Source organism: Streptomyces melanogenes (genome assembly GCF_014649795.1).
Lineage (GTDB): Bacteria > Actinomycetota > Actinomycetes > Streptomycetales > Streptomycetaceae > Streptomyces > Streptomyces noboritoensis.
Window position 1 is genome coordinate 453,869 of sequence record NZ_BMTS01000002.1, and the last position, 24,628, is coordinate 478,496.

General features: G+C 71.6%; 23 protein-coding genes and 1 tRNA gene. 16 read left to right on the top strand and 8 right to left on the bottom strand.

The annotated features are described in order from the left end of the window. Positions 1 to 365 precede the first annotated feature (365 nt). The 8 genes from pflB (at position 366) to IE252_RS06050 (ending at position 8,926) form a co-directional block, all read left to right on the top strand. The gene (gene pflB, locus IE252_RS06015) at positions 366 to 2,639 is read left to right on the top strand and encodes a formate C-acetyltransferase (protein WP_190088228.1); all 2,274 of its coding nucleotides are present in this window, start codon (positions 366 to 368) and stop codon (positions 2,637 to 2,639) included. A gap of 26 nt (positions 2,640 to 2,665) precedes the next feature. Next, complete coding sequence (gene pflA / locus IE252_RS06020) at positions 2,666 to 3,472, top strand: pyruvate formate-lyase-activating protein (RefSeq protein WP_190088229.1); 807 nt, start codon at positions 2,666 to 2,668, stop codon at positions 3,470 to 3,472. Positions 3,473 to 3,575: 103 nt separating this feature from the next. Next, complete coding sequence (locus tag IE252_RS06025) at positions 3,576 to 4,622, top strand: MFS transporter (RefSeq protein WP_229848019.1); 1,047 nt, start codon at positions 3,576 to 3,578, stop codon at positions 4,620 to 4,622. Further along, entirely contained in the window at positions 4,619 to 6,913 is a 2,295-nt protein-coding gene (locus IE252_RS06030) for a molybdopterin oxidoreductase family protein (RefSeq protein WP_190088230.1), read from the top strand. Before IE252_RS06025 ends, IE252_RS06030 begins: the two co-directional genes overlap by 4 nt. A gap of 8 nt (positions 6,914 to 6,921) precedes the next feature. Continuing rightward, positions 6,922 to 7,521, top strand: a complete 600-nt coding sequence (locus tag IE252_RS06035) for a 4Fe-4S dicluster domain-containing protein (RefSeq protein ID WP_101388734.1) — start codon at positions 6,922 to 6,924, stop codon at positions 7,519 to 7,521. After that, positions 7,518 to 8,204 carry a QcrA and Rieske domain-containing protein gene (locus IE252_RS06040; protein ID WP_190088231.1) on the top strand — a complete coding sequence of 229 codons (687 nt, stop codon included), beginning with the start codon at positions 7,518 to 7,520 and terminating at the stop codon, positions 8,202 to 8,204. Before IE252_RS06035 ends, IE252_RS06040 begins: the two co-directional genes overlap by 4 nt. After that, on the top strand, positions 8,201 to 8,596 hold the full coding sequence (locus IE252_RS06045; RefSeq protein ID WP_190088232.1) for a hypothetical protein: 396 nt from the start codon (positions 8,201 to 8,203) through the stop codon (positions 8,594 to 8,596). The genes IE252_RS06040 and IE252_RS06045 overlap by 4 nt, the downstream gene beginning before the upstream one ends. 126 nt (positions 8,597 to 8,722) lie before the next feature. Beyond that, positions 8,723 to 8,926 carry a hypothetical protein gene (locus IE252_RS06050; protein WP_190088233.1) on the top strand — a complete coding sequence of 68 codons (204 nt, stop codon included), beginning with the start codon at positions 8,723 to 8,725 and terminating at the stop codon, positions 8,924 to 8,926. Between the two features lie 19 nt (positions 8,927 to 8,945). Here the strand turns inward: IE252_RS06050 and IE252_RS06055 are convergent, their stop codons facing one another. The 6 genes from IE252_RS06055 to IE252_RS06080 all read right to left on the bottom strand — a co-directional run bounded on the left by IE252_RS06055 (position 8,946) and on the right by IE252_RS06080 (position 14,941). Then, positions 8,946 to 9,428, bottom strand: coding sequence for a large conductance mechanosensitive channel protein MscL (locus IE252_RS06055; protein WP_190088234.1), 483 nt, complete (start codon positions 9,426 to 9,428; stop codon positions 8,946 to 8,948). A 123-nt stretch (positions 9,429 to 9,551) separates the two neighbouring features. Continuing rightward, positions 9,552 to 10,175: a hypothetical protein gene (locus tag IE252_RS06060; RefSeq protein ID WP_190088235.1), complete on the bottom strand. Its 624-nt coding sequence runs from the start codon at positions 10,173 to 10,175 to the stop codon at positions 9,552 to 9,554. Positions 10,176 to 10,423: 248 nt separating this feature from the next. Continuing rightward, on the bottom strand, positions 10,424 to 11,269 hold the full coding sequence (locus tag IE252_RS06065) for an S-methyl-5'-thioadenosine phosphorylase (protein WP_190088236.1): 846 nt from the start codon (positions 11,267 to 11,269) through the stop codon (positions 10,424 to 10,426). A 108-nt stretch (positions 11,270 to 11,377) separates the two neighbouring features. Further along, positions 11,378 to 11,683, bottom strand: coding sequence for an FmdB family zinc ribbon protein (locus tag IE252_RS06070; protein ID WP_101388728.1), 306 nt, complete (start codon positions 11,681 to 11,683; stop codon positions 11,378 to 11,380). 68 nt (positions 11,684 to 11,751) lie between these two features. Beyond that, the gene (locus IE252_RS06075; protein ID WP_190088237.1) at positions 11,752 to 13,029 is read right to left on the bottom strand and encodes an MFS transporter; all 1,278 of its coding nucleotides are present in this window, start codon (positions 13,027 to 13,029) and stop codon (positions 11,752 to 11,754) included. A 373-nt stretch (positions 13,030 to 13,402) separates the two neighbouring features. After that, positions 13,403 to 14,941, bottom strand: a complete 1,539-nt coding sequence (locus IE252_RS06080; protein ID WP_190088419.1) for a potassium/proton antiporter — start codon at positions 14,939 to 14,941, stop codon at positions 13,403 to 13,405. Between the two features lie 202 nt (positions 14,942 to 15,143). On the opposite strand from IE252_RS06080, the gene IE252_RS06085 reads away from it, so the two are divergent. Next, positions 15,144 to 17,888, top strand: a complete 2,745-nt coding sequence (locus tag IE252_RS06085) for a penicillin acylase family protein (protein WP_190088238.1) — start codon at positions 15,144 to 15,146, stop codon at positions 17,886 to 17,888. A gap of 8 nt (positions 17,889 to 17,896) precedes the next feature. On the opposite strand, the gene IE252_RS06090 is transcribed toward IE252_RS06085, so the two are convergent. Next, positions 17,897 to 18,490: a 5-formyltetrahydrofolate cyclo-ligase gene (locus tag IE252_RS06090; protein WP_190088239.1), complete on the bottom strand. Its 594-nt coding sequence runs from the start codon at positions 18,488 to 18,490 to the stop codon at positions 17,897 to 17,899. 93 nt (positions 18,491 to 18,583) lie between these two features. Between IE252_RS06090 and galU the strand changes: the two genes are divergently transcribed. From galU to IE252_RS06125, 7 genes are all read left to right on the top strand, one after another. Further along, entirely contained in the window at positions 18,584 to 19,495 is a 912-nt protein-coding gene (gene galU, locus IE252_RS06095; protein WP_190088240.1) for a UTP--glucose-1-phosphate uridylyltransferase GalU, read from the top strand. Continuing rightward, positions 19,492 to 20,793: a molybdotransferase-like divisome protein Glp gene (glp, locus tag IE252_RS06100; RefSeq protein WP_190088241.1), complete on the top strand. Its 1,302-nt coding sequence runs from the start codon at positions 19,492 to 19,494 to the stop codon at positions 20,791 to 20,793. The genes galU and glp overlap by 4 nt, the downstream gene beginning before the upstream one ends. A gap of 59 nt (positions 20,794 to 20,852) precedes the next feature. Further along, positions 20,853 to 21,353, top strand: a complete 501-nt coding sequence (gene moaC, locus IE252_RS06105; RefSeq protein WP_101388722.1) for a cyclic pyranopterin monophosphate synthase MoaC — start codon at positions 20,853 to 20,855, stop codon at positions 21,351 to 21,353. Between the two features lie 71 nt (positions 21,354 to 21,424). Continuing rightward, positions 21,425 to 21,931 (top strand): MogA/MoaB family molybdenum cofactor biosynthesis protein, encoded by a 507-nt coding sequence (locus IE252_RS06110; RefSeq protein ID WP_190088420.1) that lies wholly within the window; start codon positions 21,425 to 21,427, stop codon positions 21,929 to 21,931. Further along, a complete protein-coding gene (locus tag IE252_RS06115) occupies positions 21,928 to 22,554 on the top strand; it encodes a GNAT family N-acetyltransferase (RefSeq protein ID WP_190088421.1) in 627 nt (208 codons plus the stop codon). The genes IE252_RS06110 and IE252_RS06115 overlap by 4 nt, the downstream gene beginning before the upstream one ends. Positions 22,555 to 22,696: 142 nt before the next feature. Next, positions 22,697 to 23,893, top strand: coding sequence for a divisome protein SepX/GlpR (gene sepX, locus IE252_RS06120; protein ID WP_190088242.1), 1,197 nt, complete (start codon positions 22,697 to 22,699; stop codon positions 23,891 to 23,893). Positions 23,894 to 23,968: 75 nt separating this feature from the next. Continuing rightward, positions 23,969 to 24,042, top strand: a tRNA-Ala gene (locus IE252_RS06125). 111 nt (positions 24,043 to 24,153) lie between these two features. Here the strand turns inward: IE252_RS06125 and IE252_RS06130 are convergent. Beyond that, positions 24,154 to 24,627, bottom strand: coding sequence for a hypothetical protein (locus tag IE252_RS06130; protein WP_190088243.1), 474 nt, complete (start codon positions 24,625 to 24,627; stop codon positions 24,154 to 24,156). Between the last annotated feature and the right edge of the window lies 1 nt (position 24,628).

Below are 24,628 nucleotides of genomic sequence, written 5' to 3' on the forward strand. Positions count from 1 at the left end.
GCGCCCCTAAGGGGCGCGGGGAACTGCGCGACCAGCCACAGACGGCCCGCAGACGAACGGGGTCCGGGGGCGTAGCCCTCGGGAGGCCACCCTCACCCCCACCCACCCCCGGAGGGTTCAGGGAAGGGGCGGGGTGGGGGATCCAAAATCTTGTGAAGGCATTCACAAGCGCACCCGGGCCGAAAGTCCCCCGGATACGCGCAGGTCAGACCCCCCAAACCCCCACCCCACCCCCCACCGAGGGGACCTTGGGTCCCACACCCAGGACCAATGCCGCCCCCTTTCCCCACCCCCCCCAGGCGTGCAATGGAACCGCAGGGCGAACACACATCGCCCGCGACCGCGATACGAAAGGCGCCAGAATCATGACCGTGGCTGCGGACAACAAGACGACGGCGAACGCAACGGCCACCGACCACGCCTGGCGCGGATTCAACGGCAAGACATGGCGCACCACCCCAGACGTCCGCGACTTCATCCAGCACAACTACACCCCGTACAAAGGAAACGCGGACTTCCTCACCACCCCCACCCCCCGCACCACCACCCTCTGGAACAAGCTCCTGTCCCTGTTCCCGGACGAGATCACCCGCGGCATCCACGACGTCGACCCGCACACCCCCTCCCGCATAGACGCCTTCGCCCCCGGCTACATCGACCCCGACCTGGACCTCATCGTCGGCCTGCAGACCGACGCCCCGCTCAAGCGCGCGATCATGCCCAACGGCGGCTGGCGCATGGTCGAGAGCGCCCTGAACGCGTACGGCCACGAAGCCGACCCCGGCATCCGCACCGTCTACACCCACCTCCGCAAGACCCACAACGAGGCCGTGTTCGACGCGTATACCCCGGAGATCCGCGCTTGCCGCTCCTCCGGGATCATCACCGGCCTCCCCGACGCGTACGGCCGCGGCCGCATCATCGGCGACTACCGCCGCGTCGCCCTCTACGGCGTCGACCGCCTCGTCGACGCCAAGCGCGCCGACCGGGCGCGGCTCGACGCCGAGTGGCCCACCGAGCACGTGATCCGCGACCGCGAGGAGATCGCCGAGCAGATCAAGGCCCTGGGCGAGCTGAAGGCCATGGCCCTGTCGTACGGGTACGACATCTCCGGGCCCGCGAAAACCGGCCGCGAGGCCGTCCAGTGGCTCTACTTCGGCTACCTCGCCGCCGTGAAGGAGCAGAACGGCGCGGCCATGTCCATCGGCCGCATCGACTCCTTCCTCGACATCTACCTCCAGCGCGACCTGGACGCCGGGACCCTCACCGAGTCCGAGGCCCAGGAGTTCATCGACGACTTCGTCATCAAGCTCCGCATCGTCCGCTTCCTGCGCACCCCCGAGTACAACGAGCTCTACTCCGGCGACCCGACCTGGGTCACCTGGTCCATGGCCGGGATCGGCGAGGACGGCCGCCCGCTGGTCACCCGCACCACCTTCCGCGCCCTGCGCACCCTCTACAACCTGGGCCCCGCCCCCGAGCCCAACCTCACCGTCTTCTGGTCGACCCGGCTGCCCGCCGCCTTCAAGGAGTACGCCGCCCGCGTCGCCATCGACACCAGCGCCCTCCAGTTCGAGTCGGACGAGCTGATGCGCCCCAAGTACGGCGACGACACCGCCATCGCCTGCTGCGTCTCCGCGATGGCCACGGGCAGGCAGATGCAGTTCTTCGGCGCCCGCGTCAACGTCGCCAAGGCCCTGCTGTACGCGATCAACGGCGGCCGCGACGAGCTGACCGGCAAGCTCGTCGTCGAGGGCTTCGAGCCGATCACCGACACGTATCTGGAGTACGAGACGGTCGCCGAGCGGTACGACAAGATGCTCGACTGGCTCGCCCGGACGTACGTCCACGCCCTCAACGTCATCCACTACATGCACGACAAGTACGCCTACGAGCGCATCGAGATGGCCCTCCACGACCGCGCGGTCCTGCGCACCACGGCCTGCGGCATCGCTGGTCTCTCGGTCGCCGCCGACTCCCTCTCCGCGATCAAGCACGCCCGCGTGAAGGTCCTGCGCGACGAGACGGGCCTGGCCGTCGACTACGAGATCGAGGGCGCCTACCCCGCCTACGGCAACAACGACGACCGCGCCGACTCCCTCGCCCAGCGGCTCGTGCACGACTTCATGGAGAAGGTGCGCAAGCACCCCACGTACCGCGACGCGGTGCACACCCAGTCCGTCCTGACGATCACCTCCAACGTCGTCTACGGAAAGAAGACCGGCAACACTCCCGACGGCCGCCGTTCCGGCGCCCCGTTCGCCCCGGGCGCCAACCCGATGAACGGCCGCGACGAGCACGGCTACATCGCCTCCGCCCTCTCCGTCGCCAAGCTCCCGTACGACGACGCCGAGGACGGCATCTCACTGACCAACACGATCACCCCGGACGCGCTCGGCCGTACCCCCGAGGAGCGCATCGCCAACCTGAGCGGCGTCCTCGACGGGTTCATGGCGAGCGACGGCTTCCACATGAACGTGAACGTCCTGGACCGGGCGACCCTGGAGGACGCCATGGCCCACCCGGAGAACCACCCGCAGCTGACCATCCGCGTCTCCGGATACGCCGTCAACTTCGTACGGCTGACGCGCGAGCAGCAGCTCGACGTCATCAACCGCACCTTCCACGGCTCGCTGTAGCCGTGGACGACGCAGGGGATCGCGCCATGACCGTGCTGACCCGTCGGCCCGTGGGGGTGGTGGCCCCGGCCGTCACCCCGGCGGCGGCCGTCACCCGCCGTCCCGTGGAGGGCTCGGTCCACTCCTGGGACCTGTCGACCGGCGTCGACGGCCCCGGCAGCCGCTTCGTCACCTTCCTCTCCGGCTGCCCCCTCACCTGTCTCTACTGCCACAACCCCGACACCTGGCGGATGCGCGCCGGCCGCCGCACCTCGGCCGACGCCGTGATCGCCGAGGCCCGCAAGTACACGCGGTTCATCGCGGCCGCGGGCGGCGGCGCCACCGTCAGCGGCGGCGAGCCCCTGCTCCAGCCGGTCTTCACCGGGGAACTGCTGCACCGGATGAAGCACGAGCTCGGCCTGCACACCGCCCTCGACACCTCCGGCTTCCTCGGCGCCCGCGCCACCGACGCGCTGCTCAGGGACGTCGACCTGGTGCTCCTGGACATCAAGTCGTGGGACCGGGACACCTACAAGAAGGTCACCGGCCGCCCCTTGCGGCCCACCCTGGGCTTCGCCCACCGCCTCGCCGACCTCGGCCAGGACGTCTGGGTACGGTTCGTGCTCGTCCCCGGACTCACCGACGACCCCGCCGACGTCGAGGGCGTCGCCGCCTTCGCCGCCTCCCTCGGCAATGTCTCGCGCGTCGACGTCCTGCCCTTCCACAAGCTCGGCGAGCCCAAGTGGCAGGCGCTGGGCACGCCCTTCACCCTGCACGACACGCCGTCCCCGACCCCCGACGAGCTCGCCGCCGCCCGCGCGGTCTTCACCGCCCACGGTCTGCACGCCGTCTGAGGGCCGACAGCCCGGTACGCCCTGGCTGCCATCTGACTGAAGGCTTCACCCCGCCGCCCGTCAAAACAGGTGATAACCGGTCAGATGCACCTACGGTGGCCGGGTGACCGAGCCTCCCGCAGCGAAGCCCGCCGTCGCGCTGCGCGCGACCGCCGCCGGTACCGCCGTCTCCCTCCTGCTGATCCTCGCCATCGTCTTCGGCAGCCGACGGCTGAAGGACTTCGACTCCGCCCTGCTGCCGTACGCCTGCGCCACCGTCTTCCTCGCCTTCGGCGTCGCCTACCGCTACACCGTCTGGATCTCCTCCCCGGGCGCCCGCCGCCTCTTCCGGCAGGGCTGGCGCAGCCTGTTCTCCGCCGCCAACTTCCGCCGCGCGCCGACCGCCCTGCCCAGGATGGCCGCCACCTACCTCGGCTTCCAGAAGTTCCTGGGCGCCCGCTCGCACGCCCGCTGGGCCGCCCACCAGCTGATCTTCTGGGGCTGTCTGCTGGCCGCCGCGATCACCTTGCCGCTCACCTGGGGCTGGTTCACCTTCACCTCGTCGACCGGTTCCGGACCCGGCTACGAGATGCGGATCTGGGGCGTCAAGATCCTCGGCTTCGACTCGCTGAACGTCCTCGGCTGGCTGATGTTCCACGGCCTGGACATCGCCGCCGTCCTGGTCATCCCCGGCGCCTCGTACTTCCTGTGGCGCCGGATGAAGGACCGCGGCGCGATCACCGGCCAGCGGTTCGCCTACGACCTGGTCCCGCTGATCCTGCTGATCGTCATCTCCGTGACCGGCCTCCTCCTCACCTTCTCGTCGATCTTCCTGCACGGCGGGGGCTACGAGTTCCTCGCGGTGCTGCACATGGTGTCGGTGGTGCTGACCCTGATCTACATCCCGTTCGGGAAGTTCTTCCACATCGTCCAGCGGCCGGCCGCCGTCGGGATGCAGCTGTTCAAGTACACCGCCCGCCAGGACGAGCAGGTCTTCCACTGCCGCCGCTGCGGACAGCCCGTCGACACCGCCCCCTACGTCGAGAACCTGCGGGGGACCATGCGCGACCTGGACCTCGGCTTCGACGCCTGGGCCGAGTACTGCCCGCGCTGCAAGCGGGTGCTGCGCGGCACCGCCTACCTCGCGCACGTCAAGAAGGGCTACAAGTGAACCGGCTCCCGCTGGACCCCTCCCTCGCCCCGCCCGGCACCCGCAACTTCCGCGACGCGGGCGGTATCCCGGCCGACCGGTGGCGCGCCGACCAGGACGGTGAGACCCTCGTCCCCACCCACTGCTGCTTCTGCGGGGTGCAGTGCGGGATGTATCTCCGCGTCGACAAGGGCGGCAAGGTCTTCGGCGTCGAACCCCGCAACCACGACATCAACCGGATGCGCCTGTGCCCCAAGGGCATCAACGCGTACCAGCAGATCAACCACCCCGACCGGCTCACCGCGCCGCTGCTGCGGCGCTCCCGCGACGAGCCGTTCCGGGAGGTCTCCTGGGAGGAGGCGCTGGACCACACGGCCGACGAGGTCCGCCGCATCCAGGCCGCCCACGGCAACGACGCCTTCGGGCTGCTCGGCGGGGCAAGCCTCTTCTCCGAGAAGACCTATCTGGTCGGCAAGTTCGCCCGCGTCGCGCTCAAGTCGCGGCACGTCGACTACAACGGCCGGCTGTGCATGGTCTCCGCGGCGGGCGCCAACAAGCTCGCCTTCGGCATCGACCGGGCCGCCAACCCCTTCTCCGACATCCTCCTCACCGACTGCCTGCTCATCGCCGGGTCCAACGTCGGCGAGTGCTTCCCCGTCATGACCCAGTACGTGTGGGGGGCGCGCGACCGGGGCGCCTCGCTGATCGTGGTCGACCCGCGCGAGACGGCGATCGCCCGCACCGCCGACATCCACGTCGCCCTCAAACCCGGCACCGACTCGGCGTTCTTCAACGCGCTCCTCCACGTGGTCATCAAGGAGGAGCTCGACGACGAGGCCTACGTCGGCGCCCACACCACGGGCTGGGAGGAGGTCCGCGACAAGGCCATGGAGTATCCCCCCGAGCGGGCTGCCGAGATCTGCGGGGTCCCGGCCGCCCAGATCGTCGAGGTGGCCCGCACCTTTGCCCGTGCCCCCAAGGCCATGGCCTGGCACGCCCGGGGCATCGAACACCACTCGCAGGGCGTCGAGAACTGCCTCTCCGTGATCAACCTCTGCGTCGCCACCGGCAACCTCGGCAAGCCCGGCGCCGGCTACGGCACCATCACCGGCCAGGGCAACGGCCAGGGCGGCCGCGAGCACGGCCAGAAGGCCGACCTGCTGCCCGGCGGGCGCTCCATCATGAACGTCGAGCACCGCCGGCAGATCTGCGAGATCTGGGGCATCGAGGAGTCCGAACTCCCGCCCGCCGGAACCTCGATGATGGAGATGGTCCATCAGATGCGCCGTCAGGAGATCCGCGGCCTGATCGGCATCTGCAACAACCCCTTCGTCTCGCTCCCGAACTACTCGACCGTCAAGGAGGGCTACGACACCCTCGAATTCCACGCCCAATTCGACTTCTTCCTCTCCGAGACCGCGGCCAACGCGCACGTGGTCTTCCCCGTCACCACCTGGGCCGAGGACGAAGGCGTGATGGCCAACGCCGAGGCCAGGGTCGTCAAGCACAACAAGGCCCAGGAGCCACCCGCCGGGGTCCGCACCGACACCTGGGTGATCTGCCAGCTCGCCCAGCGCCTGGGCGCGGGCGACAAGTTCGCCTTCGCCGGCTCCCGCGAGGTGTTCGACGAACTGCGCACCGCCTCCGCCGGAACGGTCAACGACTACTACGGCATCACCTACGAGCGCCTGGAGGAGACCGGCGGGATCGTCTGGCCCTGCCCCTCCACCGACCACCCCGGCACCCCCCGCCTCTTCGAGGACGGGCGGACCGCGCACCCCGACGGCAAGATCCATATGCAGGTCGTCGAATGGCACCCGCCGATGGACCCGTACGACGACGAGCACCCCCTCTCCCTCACCACCGGCCGGACCGTGGCGCACTTCCTCTCCGGCAACCAGACGCGCCGGCTCGGCGCCCTCGTCGAGCAGACCCCGCGCCCCTGGGTCGAGGTCCACCCCTCGCACGGCTTCCGCAACGGCGACCCGGTCCGCGTCGTCACCCGGCGCGGCAGAGAGGTCTTCCCCGCCCTGGTCACCGAGGCGATCCGCCCCGACACCGTCTTCATCCCGTACCACTGGCCGGTTCCCACGGCCGCCAACGCGCTCACCATCGACGCTCTCGACCCCCGTTCCAAGATTCCCGAGTACAAGGTCTGCGCCTGCCGCATCGAGCCCGGTGACCGGATCGCCGAGGTCCCCGCACCCCCGACCGCGCCCGGCCAGGTGGCCTATCCGGCGGCCCAGGTCTCCCGCACCGACCCGCTGCCGCCCACGTCCCCGCAGGGGCGCGGCACCGCCGAGAGGGGCTGACGCCCGCCATGATGGGCAGAACGATCTTCATCGACCCGGGGCGCTGCATCGGCTGCCAGGCCTGTGTCTCGGCCTGCCGCGAGTGCGATTCGCACCGGGGCAAATCCATGATCCATCTCGACTACCCCGACGAGGGGCACTCGGTCGCCTCCCTTCCCACGGTCTGCATGCACTGCGAGGACCCGGTCGCCCCCTGTGCCGAGGTCTGTCCCGCCGACGCGATCCTGGTGACCGCCGACGGTGTGGTGCAGCAGGCCGACACCACCCGCTGCATCGGCTGCGCCAACTGCGTCAACGCCTGCCCCTTCGGCGTACCGAAGATCGACCTCCAGGCGAAGCTGCAGATGAAGTGCAACCTCTGCTACGACCGCACCGCCTACGGCCTCGCCCCCATGTGCGCCACGGTCTGCCCCACCGGAGCCCTCTTCTATGGAACCGTCGAAGAGCTCCGCGCCGAGCGCCCCGGCGTCCAGGTCGCCGACTCCTTCACGTTCGGCGATGTCGTCGTGTCCACCGGAGTGGCGATGGTCGTCCCCGCCGACAAGGTCCAGTGGCCGGTCCCCGGCGGCCTCCCGATCGTCGAGGTGAACGGAAGGACGGTCCGATGAACCCGACCGAACAGCCCCCGACGGCGGGCGGCCCCGGCGAGAACGGACCGGGCCAGGCCGCCCCGGCCCCCTGGCCCGACCCCGCTCAGGAGGCGTTGCGCGACCGCGTCGCCTCGGACTCGCTCACCACCCGCCGCGACTATCTGCGGATCGTCACCACCGTCTCCGGCGGGCTCGCCGTCGGCGCGGTCGCCGTCGCCGGAGGCGTGCTCCACCGGCACGGGGACAGCGAGGACGCCCCCAAGCCCAAGCGCGTCGCCGACCGGCTCCGACCGGGTGAGTCCATCGCCTTCCGCTTCCCCGGCGAGGACGACCGGGCGGTCGGCGTCCGCCTCAAGGACGGCACCCTCGTCGGCTACTCCGCCATCTGTACGCATCTGGCCTGCGCGGTGCTGTGGCGCGAGGACCGGGGCAACGACGGCGAGCTGTACTGCCCCTGCCACGAAGGCGTCTTCGACGCCCGCACCGGTGAGGTGACCGCCGGACCGCCGCCCCGCCCGCTGCCGAAGGTGCTCCTCGTGGAGGAGATCGACGGCAGTGTGTGGGCGGTGGCCACCACCCGCTCCGGCGAGAGCGTCAAGGCCGCCATGTGCCGCCAGTTCGGCGAGCAGCGCCCGGACATGGCGGCCCGGATCGGCTGCCCGGGAATGCGGACCCGCACCGAGAGGAGCGAGCGGACATGAGCGCCGACACCGGCCCGGGCGGGAGCGGCGACGCCACCGTGCCCGCGCCGCCCCCGTACACCCCCGGCAGCACCCAGCCCCGTCTCAACCGTCCCGTACGGGACCGGTACCCCCAGATCCGCGCCACCAGCGGGTACGGCGATCCCCGGATCCGCCGCACCGGGCCTGGCCCCGGCGCGGGCACCGAGCAGGAGCCGGAGCGGTCCTCGAAGCTGACGGCCCGCCTCGCCCTGGCGATCACCGTGGTCGTCGGCCAGCTCTGGGGGCTGACGGTGATCGTCAACGAGTGGATGAAGGGCAACACCGGAACCGCCTGGTGGGGCACGGGGTTCCTCGGCCTGTCGTTCCTCGTGGTCCTCGGCCTCTGGCTGCTCGACCCGAAGGACCGCTGACGGGGAGGAGGGCCGTCGGCGGGAGGGCGAGCCGCGCGAGCGCGGGCGGGAGTGCGGACGGGTCCCGAGGTCGTCCTCGCGTCGGCCCTCGCCGCGCCGCCCGGCGCCTCGCCGTACCCTTGAGGTATGAGTACCGCCCCCGCCCCCGGACCGCGCGATGCGAAGCCGGTGTCCGACCCGAAGCCCAGGCCCAAGCTGGTCTTCGACGATCCGCTGGACCAGCAGTCCTCGGACGATACGGACCGCGGGTGGGGTGAGCGGGCTCCTGCCACCGGCAGCGCGGCCGATCTCGCGCGCTTCCTCGACGAGAAGCCGCCCCACCACATCTGATCCGTACGAGGGCCGGGCGCTATGGCGCGCTGTGCCCCGAGCCGCGCTGGGAGACCAGGGCGTCGCGGATCTCCTTCAGCACCTCCAGCTCGCTGACCTCCAGGGTCTCCTGGACGCCTTCCTTGGCCTTGTCCCGCTGGACCCGCTTGGCCAGGTACTTGGCCATCGGCAGGACCATCAGGAAGTAGACGACGGCCGCCGTGATGATGAAGCTCAGCACCGCGCTGAGGACCAGGCCCCACATGATCGGGATGCCGGAGACCGCTTCGCCCGTCTTGGGGTCGAACGCGCAGGGGCCCTTCAGGCACGAGCTGTAGCTGTTCAGGTCCTTCGTCCCGAACGCGCCGACCAGCGGGTTGATGACGCCCTTCACGACCGAGTTCACGACGGCGGTGAACGCGGCGCCGATGACCACCGCGACCGCCAGGTCGATCACATTGCCGCGCAGCAGGAAGGCCTTGAAGCCGTCCAGCAGACCGCCGCCCTTCTTCTCGTCGGTCACGAGTGAGCCTCTCTTCGCAGGTGCAGGGGGTGGAGCAAACCGTTCCGCAACCTACGTCAGCGCATGGTCGCGCTGTCCAATCCGCGTACGCAAACAGGTGACTTGACAGGAAGCCAGTGCGATTCATCGCCAGGTCACCACCAGTCGGGAGGTCGCACCGGCGCCCGCGAGCGTCGTCGCGGTGGCGCGGGGGACGGACAGGACGACCAGCGCCCCCTCGTCGGAGGAGGGCCCGCGCGGCCGGGGCACGTCGGTCACCCGCACGCCGGAAGCCACCAGGTGCGCCGCGCCCTCGCCGCCCGAGCCGCCCGGCGGCGAGTCGGCCGCCGCGATCACGTCGACCCGGTCGCCGGGCCGCAGCAGCCGGACGGTCTCCGCGTCCGCGATCCGGACCGGCGCGGACACCACGTCAATGGCCTTTCGGGTGGGCCGGGATGCCGCGCTCTGCTCCTTGGCACCCGCAGCCGTCGCGGTGACGGCGCCGGGGCCCGCGTGCCCCGGATCCGGACGCCCCGGGGCCCGGGCGCCCACCGCCGCGAGCGCTGCCGCCGCCACCGCGAGCCCGGCCGCCATCGCACGCCGCCGGCGCCGCACCGCCCGCCGCAGCCGGTGCCGGCTCCCGCGCACCCGCAGCGGGGGGAAGACGGGGACGCCGGTCGGCTCGGGTGCCGGGGAGGGCAGGGGAGAGGGCGCGGGGGAGGGGGCCGAGGCGGGGGTCGCGGAGGGCAGGGGAGAGGACCAGGACATGGCGGGTCACCACCGATCGTGAGGAGCGGGTGCTGCTCGAACGCTCCTCACGATCCCCGCCTGGCCAACTTCCCGCCGGGCCCTGTGGATTACCCGCGGGTTGTGGACAACTCCGTCACCCGCCCGGGTAGATGGCGCCGCCGGTTGTGGACAACTCCGCCGCCCGGTGGGGCAGACGAGCCGCGCCCGGCCGCAGACCGTCCCCGACCCGCAGCTCCCCGATCCCAGCCCCCGCCCGGCGTCAGCCCCTACGGCAGCCGAATCCCCGTGTCCAACCCCTCCAGCGCCCGCGTGCACAGGCAGTCCCGTTCGCCCGTCGGCAGGGCCGCCACCGCGTCGAAGAGCACCGAGCGGAGTCGGTCCACGTTGGCCGCGAAGACCCGCAGAACCTCCTCGTGGGAGACGCCCTCGCCGGTCTCCGCGCCCGCGTCCAGGTCGGTGACCAGGGTCATCGTCGTGTAGCAGAGCCCCAGTTCGCGGGCGAGCACCGCCTCGGGGTGCCCGGTCATGCCCACCACCGACCAGCCCATCGCCGCGTGCCACCGCGACTCCGCGCGCGTGGAGAAGCGCGGGCCCTCTATGACGACCAGCGTGCCGCCGTCCACCGGCTCCCAGTCCCGCCCGCGCGCGGCGGAGAGCGCGGCCTTGCGGCCCTCGGGGCAGTACGGGTCGGCCAGCGCCACGTGCACGACGTTCGGGACCGAGCCGTCGGGCAGCGGGTAGCCGTCGTAGAACGTCTGGACGCGCGACTTCGTACGGTCCACCAGCTGGTCCGGCACGAGCAGCGTGCCCGGGCCGTACTCGGGCCGCAGCCCGCCCACCGCGCACGGGCCGAGCACCTGGCGCACGCCCACCGAGCGCAGCGCCCACAGGTTGGCGCGGTAGTTGATGCGGTGCGGCGGGAGGTGGTGGCCGCGGCCGTGCCGGGGCAGGAACGCGACCCGGCGCCCGGCGATCTCGCCCAGGAACAGGGAGTCGCTGGGGCTGCCGTAGGGGGTGTCGACCTGGATCTCGGTCACGTCCTCCAGGAACGAGTAGAAGCCCGAGCCGCCGATGACGCCGATCTCTGCGTTGGTCACGCGCGCGTTGGTCATGCGCAGCACCCTAGCCGTGGCGGTCGGCCGCCAAAACGGGTCCGGGCATGCCGAAGACCCTGCCGTCGGGGACGGCGGGGTCCGGTGTGTCCGGGGCGTACGGCCGGGTCAGGCGGCCGACGACGAACTGGTGGAGCTCGACGACGAGGAGGTCGTCGATGCGGCCGGCTTCGAGTCGGAGCTCGACGACGTCGACGGCTTGGCGGCCGAGGACGCGGGCGTGCTGCTCGACGAGGCGCCGCGGCTGTCGTTGCGGTAGAAGCCGGAGCCCTTGAAGACGATGCCGACGGCCGAGAAGACCTTCTTGAGGCGTCCGTCGCAGCTCGGGCAGACGGTCAGGGCGTCATCGGTGAACTTCTGCACCGCCTCGAGGCCTTCGCCGCACTCGGTGCACTGGTACTGGTAGGTCGGCACTTGTCTTCCTCCTGGCACTCTCACTCGATGAGTGCTAACGACGGTCCATAGTGACGTATTCCGCTGGATCAGTCCACCGTCACGGGAACTCGGTGACCGACGCCACTACGGGCGACGGTCCGTCCCGAGGAGCGCGGAGCCAGCCGCGAGCGCAGCGAGACCAGGGTGATCAGGGCCAGCGCGGTGCCCGCCAGGGGCACCAGGAAGCCCGCGCTGGAGCCGTGGGCGTCGGCCAGCCGGCCGGCCACGGTGACCGCGCCGGCCTGGCCGAGCGCGACCGCGCCGGTCAGCCAGGTGAAGGCCTCGGTCCGGGCGGAGGCCGGGACCAGCGACTCCACCAGGGTGTAGCCGGTGATCAGTGCCGGGGCGATGCACAGGCCGACGATCAGCCCGAGGCCACCGAGCAGCACCGCGGAGTGCATGGCCCACAGGCCCGAGGCGGCCAGGGTCAGTCCGGTGTAGCCGGCGATCAGCCGCGTCCGGGGAGCGGACTTCCAGGCGATGGCGCCGCACGCGATGCCCGCCAGCATGTTGCCCGCGGCGAAGACGCCGTACAGCAGGCCGTTGGCGCCGGGGTTGCCGATCTCCTCGGAGAACGCGGTCAGCGAGACCTGCATGCCGCCGAAGACGGCGCCGATGCCGAGGAACGACACGGCCAGGACCCGCACACCGGGGATGGAGAGCGCGGAGACGTGCTCCTCGCGCGCGTGGCCGTCGGCGGCGCGGCTGGGCTGCGGCTGGGTGCGGTGCTGGGCGGCGAAGAGCAGACCGCCGACCAGGGTCAGCGCGGCTTCGGTGATCAGTCCGGCGGCCGGGTGGACGCCGGTGCACAGCGCGGTCGCGAGCACCGGGCCGATGACGAAGGTGAACTCGTCGGTCACCGACTCGAAGGCCGCGGCCGTCGACATCAGGGGCGAGCCGTCGAGCTTGGCGGCCCAGCGGGCCCGGACCATCGGGCCGACCTGCGGCACCGAGGCGCCGGTCGGGACGGCGGCCAGGAACAGCGCCCACAGGGGGGCGCCGGACAGCGCCAGCGCGATCAGCAGGGAGCCCGAGGCGGAGTGCACCAGGACGCCGGGGAGCAGTACGGCGCGCTGGCCGAAGCGGTCGGCGAGCTTGCCGCTCTGGGGCGCGAACAGGGCCATGGAGACGCCGGTGACGGCGGCCACGGCACCGGCGCTGCCGTACGAGCCGGTGGTGTGCTGGACGAGGAGCACGATGCTGATGGTGAGCATCGCGAAGGGCTGCCGGGCGGCGAAGCCGGGCAGGAGGAACGAGAGTGCGCCGGGAGTGCGCAGGAGCTGCCCGTAGCCGGGGCGACGCTCGGAAGCGACCGTGGATGCCACGGCCCTTGCCTTTCTGCCGCCTGGTAGCGCGCCCCTGGTACGGGTGAGTACGGGCGTTGCCGAGAGCTGTCCTCTTGCGCGGAACTGCGGTAGATGCCGGGGCTCACTGCGGGAGCCTCCGACCGCCATACGGTCGCGCCAGCTCTGCGTCAGGCAGAGTTGGTCGATCAGTGGTGTGCCTTCATGCTACAGGGGGATCCGGCTCCGTGCCTGTGAAAGCGCACGGATGACCGAGATCACACCTCTGATTAACCGGATCTTTTCCCGGTGGTTCCCTGATTCGATGGACGCGGGACGACGCCTGGCGGGCTCAGGGCGCTTTCCGGCGAGCCGACCGGACCGCCGAGACCAGACCCGCCCCGCCGGGCAGGCCCTAGCCGCGCGGGCCCGGCCCGCCGCCCGTGCCCAGCCAGCCCGCCAGCTTGCCGCCCTGGCCGACCGCCCGCAGCCGGGCCTCGGCCGCGTCCCGTACCGGATCCGTCGCCACCACGAGCAGCTCGTCGCCGCGCCGCAGCACGGTCGTGGGGCCCGGCACGAAGCTCTTCCCGTCCCGGACGACCAGGGTGACCGCGGCGCCCGGCGGCAGCCGCAGCTCGTGCACCTCGACGCCGTGCATCCGCGACTCGGGCGGGATCGCCACCGACAGCAGATGGCCGCGCAGCCGCTCCAGGGGCGCCGACTCGATGCCCAGGTCGGAGGCCGTCTCGGTGTCCGAGATCCGCAGCTTGCGGGCCAGCCAGGGCAGCGTCGGGCCCTGGACGAGGGTGTAGACGACGACCAGGACGAAGACGATGTTGAAGACCCGCTCGCTGCCGTCGATCCCGGAGACCATCGGGATCGTGGCCAGGATGATGGGCACGGCGCCGCGCAGCCCCGCCCAGGACATCAGGGCCTTCTCCTGCCAGGGCATCCTGAACGGCGCCAGGCTGACCAGGACCTCCAGCGGCCGGGCGACCATCGTGAGGACCAGGCCGATGACCACGGCGGGCCAGAAGTCGTCGGGCAGCTCGTGCGGGGTGACCAGCAGGCCGAGCAGGACGAACATGCCGATCTGGGCGATCCAGCCGAGGCCGTCCGCGAAGCCGCGGGTGGCGGGCCAGTGCGGCAGCTTGGCGTTGCCCAGGACCATCGAGGCCAGATAGACGGCGAGGAAGCCGGAGCCGTGGGCCATGGCGCCCGCCGCGTACGCGGTGACGGCGATCGCCATCACGGCGATCGGGTAGAGGCCGGAGGCGGGCAGCGCCACGTGCCGCAGGCCGTAGGAGCCGAGCCAGCCGACCGCGAGCCCGATCCCGGCGCCGATCGCCAGCTCAAGGGCGATCTTTCCGGCCAGGACGTACCAGGAGTCCACCGGGCCCGGCGTGGAGAAGGCGACGACCAGGATGACCACCGGGGCGTCGTTGAAGCCCGACTCGGCCTCCAGGACGCCGGTGATCCGGGACGGCAGCGGGACCTTGCGCAGGACGGAGAAGACGGCCGCGGCGTCCGTCGAGGACACCACCGCGCCGATGATCAGTGACTGCCGCCATTCGAGCCCGACCAGGTAGTGCGCACCGGTCGCGGTGACCCCCACGCTCACCGCGACACCGACGATCGACAGCACGACCGCCGCCGGCAGCGCCGGTCGGATCTCCTTCCACTTGGTGCCCAGACCACCCTCGGCCAGGATCACCACCAGGGCGGCATAGCCGATGACCTGGGTCATCTCGGCGTTGTCGAACTGGACGTCGAAGATTCCGTCCTGCCCTATCGCGACCCCGATGCCCAGATACAGGAGCAGGCTGGGGAGCCCGCTGCGGGAGGAGACGCGCACCGCCGCGACGGCGATGAGCAGGACGAGCGAGCAGATGAGCAGGAGCTCGTTGAGATGGTGGACAGTCAGTGGCCGATCCTTCCCCTCACGCGCCGTCAGGCGCCCTCACGCACCGGTGCCGGAACGATTCTCCAGCCACCGTTACTTCGTTACCTTACCTAATCTTTGACGAGTTCTTTACGCATAAGCGTGTCAGTGGGACGGGCTGACGCTCATACAAGACACCGCGTCCGGGGCTGTCAGTCGCTGCGCCTATGGTTGCTCCAGCACCTAGGACCACCCTGCCCCTCGAAGGACAGCGATGCCCGCCAACACCACAGCCCCAGCCGAGAAGAAGGTCAGGAAGAAGAAGGGACGCCGTGCCCGCCTGATCCTGATCGTCCTGGTGCTGGCGCTCGTCGCGGGTGTCGGTTACGGCGCGTACTGGGGCGTCAGCACCGTTCGCGCCTCCTTCCCGCAGACCACGGGGTCGATCCAGCTCAAGGGCCTCACCGGCAACCCGGTCGAGGTCAAGCGCGACGACTACGGGGTGCCGCAGGTCTACGCGGACAACGACAGCGACCTCTTCATGGCCCAGGGCTTCGTCCAGGCCCAGGACCGCTTCTGGGAGATGGACGTCCGCCGCCACATGACCTCCGGCCGGCTGTCGGAGATGTTCGGCAAGGACCAGGTCGAGACCGACGCCTTCCTGCGCACTCTCGGCTGGCGCCGGGTCGCGCAGCAGGAGTACGACACCAAGCTGTCACCGCAGACGAAGAAGTACCTCCAGGCGTACGCCGCCGGTGTCAACGCCTACCTGGAGGGCAAGGGCCCCAAGGACATCTCCGTCGAGTACGCGGCGCTGGACTTCGTCCACGACTACAAGGTCGAGAAGTGGACCCCGGTCGACTCGGTGGCCTGGCTCAAGGCGATGGCCTGGGACCTGCGCGGCAACATGCAGGACGAGATCGACCGGTCCCTGATGGCCAGCCGGCTCACCCCCAAGCAGATCAAGGACCTGTACCCGCCGTACCCGACGGCCACCCACCGGCCGATCGTCGACGAGGGCTCGGTCAACAAGCTCACCAAGAAGTACGACCAGAGCCGCGAGCCCAGCACCGAGACCGGGGCGGGATCGGCGATCCAGGGGGCGACGCAGGGCGCCCAGGCGCAGCTGGCGCGGCTCTCCGACAGCCTCGACAAGATCCCGGCGCTGCTCGGCCCCAACGGCAGCGGCATCGGCTCCAACTCGTGGGTCGTCTCCGGCAAGTACACGACGACCGGCATGCCGCTGCTCGCCAACGACCCGCACCTGGCGCCGATGATGCCGTCGCTCTGGTACCAGATGGGTCTGCACTGCCGCACGGTCTCCGCGAGCTGCGGCTACGACGTGGCGGGCTACACGTTCTCCGGCATGCCCGGCGTGATCATCGGCCACAACCAGGATGTCTCCTGGGGGTTCACCAACCTCGGCGCCGACGTGACCGACCTGTACCTGGAGAAGATCGCCCCCGGCGGCACCTACCTGGTCGACAACCGGCAGGAGCCCCTCATCACGCGCGAGGAGGTCATCAAGGTCGCGGGCGGCAAGAGCAAGACGATCACCGTGCGCGAGACCAACAACGGCCCGCTGGTCTCCGACCGCAACGACGAGCTGGAGAAGGTCGGCAAGAAGGCCCCCGTGGCCACCTCCGCCCCGGACCGGGGCGAGGGGTACGCGGTGGCCCTGAAGTGGACCGCCCTGGAGCCCGGCAGGTCCATGGACGCCGTCTTCGAGCTCGACCGCGCCAAGGACTTCAAGTCCTTCCGGGCGGCCGCCAAGGACTTCGAGGTCCCCTCGCAGAACCTGATCTACGCCGACACCAAGGGCCACATCGGCTACCAGGCGCCCGGCAAGATCCCGGTCCGGGCCAAGGGCTTCGACGGCACCGTTCCGGCCCCCGGATGGGACTCGAAGTACAACTGGAAGGGGTCCATCCCCTTCGAGCAGCTGCCGTACGAGCTCGACCCCAAGCGCGGCTACATCGTCACCGCCAACCAGGCCGTGATCGACGAGAAGAAGTACCCGTACCTGCTGACCAAGGACTGGGGCTACGGCACCCGCAGCCAGCGGATCAACGACCTCATCGAGTCGAAGACCAAGGACGGCGGCAAGGTCTCCACCGAGGACATGCAGAAGATGCAGATGGACAACAGCAGCGAGATCGCCGCGCTGCTGACGCCCGCGCTGCTGAAGGTCGACGTCCCCGACCCGGCCGTACGGGAGGCGCAGAAGCTCCTGGAGGGCTGGGACTACACCCAGGAGTCGGACTCCGGGGCGGCCGCCTACTTCAACGCGGTGTGGCGCAACGTCCTCAAGCTGGCCTTCGGCAACAAGCTCCCCAAGGAGCTGAGGGTCAAGGGCGAGTGCCTGAACGTGCGCCCGCCGGACAGCTCCGGCCCGGTCGACGACCTCAACGGGCTGGTGCGCGAGTGCGGCCAGCGCGACGCGGACTCGGCGCAGCCCGACGGCGGCGACCGCTGGTTCGAGGTGGTCCGCCGGATCTTCAACGACGAGAAGAACGCCTGGTGGCAGACGCCCAAGAGCCGTCTGGACCCGGCCACCACCACCCGGGACCAGCTGCTGGCGCGCGCCATGAAGGACGCCCGCTGGGAGCTGACGGCCAAGCTCGGCAAGGACGTCACCACCTGGAGCTGGGGCCGGCTGCACCAGCTGATGCTGAAGAACCAGACGCTCGGCACCGACGGCCCCGGCATCGTCCAGTTCCTCCTCAACCGCGGCCCGTGGAACCTGGGCGGCGGCGAGGCGGCGGTCAACGCGACGGGCTGGAACGCGGGCGGCGGCGACTACTCGGTCACCTGGGTGCCGTCGATGCGGATGGTGGTGAACCTGAAGGACTTCGACAAGTCGAAGTGGATCAACCTCACCGGCGCCTCCGGCCACGCCTACAGCGCGCACTACTCGGACCAGACCGGGAAGTGGGCCAAGGGCGAGCAGCTGGACTGGTCGTTCAGCGCCAAGGCGGTCGGCGCGTCGACGGTCGACACGCTGACGCTCACGAAGTGAGCTGAGGCTCAGGCCGTGAAGCGGGTCACGCCCCGCGGGGTGACCACGGCGTGAACGGGGTGGTCGTGCGGTTCCTCCGGGACCCGGGCGACCACCTCGTTCGCGTAGAGGAGCACCACGCGCGCGGGGTCGTGGCCCGCCGCCGCGATCCGGGCGAGCACCCGGTCGTACGAGCCGCCGCCCCGGCCCAGGCGCATCCCGCGCGCGTCCACGGCGAGGCCGGGCAGCAGCACGGTGTCGGCGCCGAGGACGGCGTCCGGGCCGAGCCGGGGTCCGGACGGCTCCAGGAGCCCGCGCCCGGCCGGTTCGAGCCGGTCCGCGCCCTCGTAGTGCGCCCAGTCCAGGTCATTGTCCGATTGCAGTACGGGCAGCAGGACGCGCACACCACGCGTGCGCAGCGCGTCCAGCAGCGCGCGCGTGCCCGGCTCGCGCCCCACCGAGACGTACGCGGCGACGGTGCCGGCCGCCGCGAGCTCGGGCAGTCCGAGCGCCTGACGGGCCAGCTCCTCGGCCGCCCGGCTGACGTCGTCCGGCGTCAGGAGGCGCCGGGCACCCAGGAGTTCCCCGCGCAAGAGGGCCTTTTCGGCTGCACCATCACTCACAGTGTTTTCACAATCCCCTCAAATGCCTGTTTATGAGAGCGAATTAACCGGAGGATAATCTTCCGCCCATACGCAGCGGTTAGTGTGCTGCGCATGACTCAGTCGCCCCCACGGATCACCAAGGCTGTCATCCCGGCGGCAGGCCTCGGCACCCGGTTCCTGCCGGCCACCAAGGCCACGCCCAAGGAGATGCTGCCGGTCGTCGACAAGCCCGCGATCCAGTACGTGGTCGAGGAGGCGGTCGCCGCCGGCCTCTCGGACGTACTGATGATCACCGGGCGCAACAAGCGCCCGCTGGAGGACCACTTCGACCGCAACTACGAGCTGGAGGAGGCCCTCTCCCGCAAGGGCGACGAGGCCCGGCTCGCCAAGGTCCGCGAGTCCAGCGACCTGGCCGCCATGCACTACGTGCGCCAGGGCGACCCCAGGGGCCTGGGCCACGCCGTGCTGTGCGCCGCGCCCCACGTCGGCGAGCAGCCCTTCGCGGTGCTCCTGGGCGACGACCTCATCGACGCGCGCGACCCGCTGCTCTCCCGGATGGTGGAGATCCAGGAGCGCGAGGGCGGCAGCGTGATCGCCCTGATGGAGGTCGACCCGTCCCAGATCCACCTGTACGGCTGCGCGGCCGTCGAGCCCACCGGCCACGGCGACGTCGTACGGATCACCGGCCTGGTGGAGAAGCCCGACCCGGCGGACGCGCCCAGCAACCTGGCCATCATCGGCCGGTACGTGCTGGACCCCGCGGTCTTCGCGATACTGCGCCAGACCGAGCCGGGCCGCGGCGGCGAGATCCAGCTCACCGACGCGCTCCAGCAGCTCGCCGCCGACGAGAAGGTCGGCGGGCCGGTGCACGGCGTGGTCTTCAAGGGCCGCCGCTATGACACCGGCGACCGCGGCGACTATCTGCGTGCCATTGTCAGACTCGCGTGCGAACGTGAAGACCTGGGCCCCGATTTCAAGGCCTGGCTTCGCAGTTACGTGACCGAGGAGATGCAGGCACCTTGAGCAACACGATCTGGTCGGTCGACGAGCACCTGGAGGACGTCCTCGCCGCCGTGGAGCCGCTCGAACCCATCGAGCTGCAACTGCCCGACGCCCAGGGCTGTGTCCTGGTCGAGGATGTCACGGTGCCGCTCGCGCTGCCCCCCTTCGACAACAGCTCGATGGACGGGTACGCGGTGCGGGTCGCGGACGTGGCGGGCGCCAGCGAGGAGTTCCCCGCAGTACTGACCGTGATCGGCGACGTCGCCGCGGGCAGCGGCGAGCTCCCGTCCGTCGGTCCCGGCGAGGCCGCCCGGATCATGACCGGTGCCCCGCTGCCGCCCGGCGCCGAGGCCGTCGTCCCGGTCGAGTGGACCGACGGCGGTACGGGCGGCGGCGCGGCCACCGGGATGCGCGCCGCCAGCGACGCCCCCGAGGGCGCGAGCGGCGAGGTCCGGGTGCACCGGCCCGCCGAGGCCCGCGCCCACGTCCGCGCGCGCGGCAGCGACGTGCAGGCGGGCGACCTGGCCCTGGCCGCCGGGACCGTGCTCGGCCCGCCCCAGATCGGCCTGCTCGCGGCGATCGGCCGCGGCACCGTGAAGGTCCGCCCGCGCCCCCGCGTGGTCGTCGTCTCGACCGGCAGCGAACTCGTCCAGCCCGGCGAGAAGTTGGGCGAGGGCCAGATCTACGACTCCAACAGCTTCGCGCTCGCCGCCGCCGCGCGCGACGCGGGAGCGATCGCCTACCGGGTGGGCGCGGTCACCGACGACGCCGAGACGCTGCGCGCCACCGTCGAGGACCAGCTGATCCGCGCCGATCTGCTGGTCACCACGGGCGGCGTGAGCGTGGGGGCGTACGACGTCGTCAAGGAGGCGCTGTCCTCGGTGGGCGACGAGGACGAGCCGGGCGGCGGCATCGACTTCCGCAAGCTCGCCATGCAGCCCGGCAAGCCCCAGGGCTTCGGCTCCATCGGCCCCGACCACACCCCGCTGCTCGCCCTGCCGGGCAACCCGGTGTCGTCGTACGTCTCCTTCGAGCTGTTCGTCCGCCCGGCGATCCGCACCCTGATGGGCCTGCCCGACGTGCACCGGCCACGCGCGCGTGCCGCGCTCAGGGCCGACAAGGCGCTGACGTCCCCGGCGGCCCGCCGCCAGTTCCTGCGCGGGACCTACGACGAGGGTGCCTCGGCCGTCACGCCGGTCGGCGGCTCCGGATCGCATCTGATCGCCGCCCTCGCCCAGGCGGACTGCCTGATCGTCATTCCCGAGGACGTCACTTCGGTGGAGCCCGGCTCCGAAGTGGAGGTGGTCCTGCTCGGCTGACCGGGCCGGGGTGGCGGTAGCGTGTCTGCCCACACAGGCCGGACCGGGAGCGCCACACCATGAGTACGCAAGGCAGGCTGACGCACATCGACGAGGCGGGCGCGGCCCGTATGGTCGACGTCTCCGAGAAGGACGTGACGGCCCGCACCGCGCGCGCGAGCGGGCGCGTACGCGTCTCGCCGCGCGTGATCGAGCTGCTGCGCGGCGAGGGCGTGCCCAAGGGCGACGCCCTGGCGACCGCCCGGATCGCCGGGATCATGGGCGCCAAGCGCACCCCGGACCTGATCCCGCTCTGCCACCCGCTCGCGGTGTCCGGGGTGAAGCTGGAGCTCACGGTCGCGGACGACGCGGTGGAGATCCTGGCGACGGTGAAGACCACCGACCGCACCGGCGTCGAGATGGAGGCGCTGACCGCCGTGTCGGTGGCCGCGCTGACCGTGGTCGACATGGTGAAGGCCGTGGACAAGGCGGCCGTCATCACGGACGTACGGGTCGAGGAGAAGACCGGCGGCAAGTCCGGCGACTGGTCCCGCCCCGAGCCGGACGGGGCCACCCCGTGACGGCGCCGGACCGCCCCGGCGTGGAGAACGCGCCGCCGTTCCCCGGCGACTCGGCGGGCCTCGGCGGGGCGCTGCTCGCCCCGTACGCGGCGCTCGTCGTCACCGCCTCCAACCGCGCGGCCGCCGGGGTCTACGCGGACCGGGGCGGCCCGATCCTCGCCGAGGGCCTGGCCGGGCTCGGCTTCGCCGTGGACGGGCCGCTGGTCGTGCCCGACGGCGACCCCGTGGAGCAGGCGCTGCGCGCGGGCGCGGCGGCCGGCTACGACGTCATCGTCACCACCGGCGGCACCGGCATCTCGCCCACCGACCGCACCCCCGACGCCACCCGCCGCGTCCTCGATTACGAGGTCCCCGGCATCCCGGAGGCGATCCGCGCCGAGGGCCTGGCGAAGGTCCCGACCGCCGCGCTCTCCCGGGGGCTCGCCGGGGTCGCGGGCGGCCGCACGCTGATCGTCAACCTGCCGGGCTCCACCGGCGGCGTCCGTGACGGACTGGCCGTCCTGGAGCGGCTGTTGCTGCACGCCGTCGACCAGATCCGGGGCGGCGACCACCCCAGACCCGTGGGGAGCCCAAGCTGAACGTCCCATCGTGGCCGGTCGAGCTGGCGGACGGCGATGTGCTCCTCCGCCCCATAAAGCTGCGCGACCAGCGGGTCTGGCGCGAGGTGAACCGGCGCAACCGTGAGTGGCTGCGGCCCTGGGAGGCGACCATCCCGCCGCCCGCGCCCGGCGCCCCGCCCGCCCAGCGGCCCACCTACCGGCAGATGGTCCGCCATCTGCGCGCCGAGGCGAACGCTGGCCGGATGCTGCCCTTCGTGATCGAGTACCAGGGCCATCTGGTCGGCCAGCTCACGGTCGCCGGGATCACCTGGGGCTCGATGTGCTCGGGGCACGTCGGCTACTGGGTCGACCGCGAGGTGGCGGGCCGGGGCGTGATGCCGACGGCCGTCGCGCTCGCCACCGACCACTGCTTCCGTACGGTCGGACTGCACCGCATGGAGGTCTGCATTCGCCCCGAGAACGGGCCGAGCCGGCGGGTGGTGGAGAAACTCGGATTCCGCGAGGAGGGGCTGCGCCCGCGCTATCTCCACATCGACGGCGGATGGCGGGACCACCTGGTGTACGCGCTGACGGCGGAGGAGGTGCCGGAGGGGCTGCTGCACAGGTGGAAGCAGGCGCGTCGGGCCCACCACGAGAAATGAAATAAACGTTCGAATTTGGTCGCCGTATGACCGTGAACCGATCTGAAGAATCACAAAAAAAGCCAGTGATATCAGCCAGATCGTGCGACACACCGGCTCAATTGGCGTATCCCCTCGCGCCCGTCCCTCTACCGTGTGGGGTGTGAGCAGCAGCGGCCTCATTTACGCAGTCATCGTCGGGGCCTGGGCCGCCTACTTGGTGCCGATGTGGCTCCGCAGGCAGGACGAGCTCAACGAGGCCCGTCCGACGGAACGCTTCAGCACCGCCATCCGGCTGCTGTCCGGACGGTCGGCCATGGAGCGCCGGTACGCCAAGGAGTTGAGGCAGCGAGGTTCCGGCGCCCCCGCCCCCGACGCCGACCCGGACGCGCCCACGGAGTCCCTCGGGGACCCCGTCAAGGGCGTCGACGTCCGGGACTTCGCCGTGCCCCGACAGCACCCCACGGGTGCCGGGGCGCAGCGGCCGGGCGGGCGCGAGGAGCCGCGCCCCGAGGAGGCACGCCCGGAGGATCCGCACCGCGACGAGTCGCGCGCCGAGCAGTCCCGTTCCGAGCAGCCGCGCGGCGAAGAGCGCCGCGGTGGCGAGCGCCGTGGTGACGAGCGACCCGGGGGCGTGCGGCAGGGCGACGGGCGCCGGCGCGACGGCCGTTCCGCGGCCGCCGCCGAGCGTGCCCGGCGCGCCCGGCGCAGCGCGGTCCTGGCGCGCCGCCGCCGTACGACGGTGATCCTCTTCCTCGCGTTCACGCTGGGCACGGTCGTGGCGGCGGTGGGCGGCCTCGCCTTCCTGTGGGCGCCCGCGGTCCCCGCCGTACTACTCAGCGCGTACATCGTGCATCTGCGGGCGCGGGAGCGGCGGCGGTTCGCGTTCGTCATGGACCGGCGCCGCGCCGAGGCGGCCGCGGCCCGGCTGCGCGAGCGCCAGCCGCGCCGCCAGGCGGCCGCCGTCGCGGAGGCCGAGGACGAGCCGGAGCCGCATCCGGCCCCCGAGCCCGAGCCCGCCGTCTCCCCGCAGGAGGCCGACCGGCGCGCCCTGGTCGAGCAGACCGACCACGCCGAGTGGGTCGACCAGCAGCGCGAGCGCGGCCCCGAGCGCGGCGACAGCTGGGAGCCGGTCCCGGTGCCGCTGCCGACATACGTGACGGCCCCGGTCGCCCCGCGCGCCACCGGCAGCATCGACCTGGGCGCCCCGGACACCTGGTCCTCGGCCCGCTCCTCCACCGCGGACCCGACGACTCCGGCCCCTCCGGCACCGCGTCGGCGCACGTCGCAGAGCGGCCGCCGGACCCCGCTCTTCGACCAGTACGCGGACGACGACCGCCCCCGCGCGGCCAACGAGTGACGCCCGTCTCGCTGACCAGCGGGGACCGGATTTCCAAGCACCCCCGTCGGGGTGCTAATGTTTCACCCGTTGCAAGGGCCTGTGGCGCAGTCCGGTAGCGCACCTCGTTCGCATCGAGGGGGTCAGGGGTTCGAATCCCCTCAGGTCCACAACAACAGGGAAGAGCCCCTGTCGGAGAAATCCGGCAGGGGCTCTTCTCATGTGCCCGGACGGCCCGTTCGGGCCCGGCCGCCCGGGCCCGTCCGGTAGGCGCCCGTCCGTCAGGGCGTGTGGCGGCGGAGGCGGAAGTCCGGGCAGATGTCGGGGTCGGTGTCCTCGTAGAGGTCCGTGCGGGTGGCGTCGGTGCCGATGGTGAGCTTGTCGAGGGTGTCGCCCTGGAGGAACAGCGCGGGCTTGGTGAAGTGCAGCCGCAGCAGCGCGCGGTCCCGGGACCCCGTGGCCGACTCGATCTCCCAGGTGCCGGAGCCGTCGAACGTGTCGCCCAGCTTCGCGCGGTGGTAGTCGCCGGTGGGCCACTTCTCCGCCGTCATGGCACCGCCCGGGGACAGCGTCAGGCGCACCCCGTCGGCCTCGTGCGCGCCCTCGTAACGACCGATGAGCTCGCCGGGGGTGGCGGACTCGGCGGCGACCGGGACGCAGCGCTTGAGGGCGTCGGAGCCGCACGCGGTGAGCGGGGCGGCGAGGACCACGAGGGCGGCGACGGCCCCGAGGGCGCGTCGGGAGGGGTGGGGCACG

Excerpts from the sequence above, each read along its gene's own strand:
- IE252_RS06040 (WP_190088231.1), top strand. The coding sequence starts at position 7,518 with ATGAACCCGACCGAACAGCCCCCGACGGCGGGCGGCCCCGGCGAGAAC.
- IE252_RS06045 (WP_190088232.1), top strand. The coding sequence starts at position 8,201 with ATGAGCGCCGACACCGGCCCGGGCGGGAGCGGCGACGCCACCGTGCCC.
- IE252_RS06050 (WP_190088233.1), top strand. The coding sequence starts at position 8,723 with ATGAGTACCGCCCCCGCCCCCGGACCGCGCGATGCGAAGCCGGTGTCC.
- IE252_RS06065 (WP_190088236.1), bottom strand. The coding sequence starts at position 11,269 with ATGACCAACGCGCGCGTGACCAACGCAGAGATCGGCGTCATCGGCGGC.
- pflA (WP_190088229.1), top strand. The coding sequence starts at position 2,666 with ATGACCGTGCTGACCCGTCGGCCCGTGGGGGTGGTGGCCCCGGCCGTC.
- pflB (WP_190088228.1), top strand. The coding sequence starts at position 366 with ATGACCGTGGCTGCGGACAACAAGACGACGGCGAACGCAACGGCCACC.
- IE252_RS06060 (WP_190088235.1), bottom strand. The coding sequence starts at position 10,175 with ATGTCCTGGTCCTCTCCCCTGCCCTCCGCGACCCCCGCCTCGGCCCCC.
- IE252_RS06085 (WP_190088238.1), top strand. The coding sequence starts at position 15,144 with ATGCCCGCCAACACCACAGCCCCAGCCGAGAAGAAGGTCAGGAAGAAG.
- IE252_RS06035 (WP_101388734.1), top strand. The coding sequence starts at position 6,922 with ATGATGGGCAGAACGATCTTCATCGACCCGGGGCGCTGCATCGGCTGC.
- galU (WP_190088240.1), top strand. The coding sequence starts at position 18,584 with ATGACTCAGTCGCCCCCACGGATCACCAAGGCTGTCATCCCGGCGGCA.
- moaC (WP_101388722.1), top strand. The coding sequence starts at position 20,853 with ATGAGTACGCAAGGCAGGCTGACGCACATCGACGAGGCGGGCGCGGCC.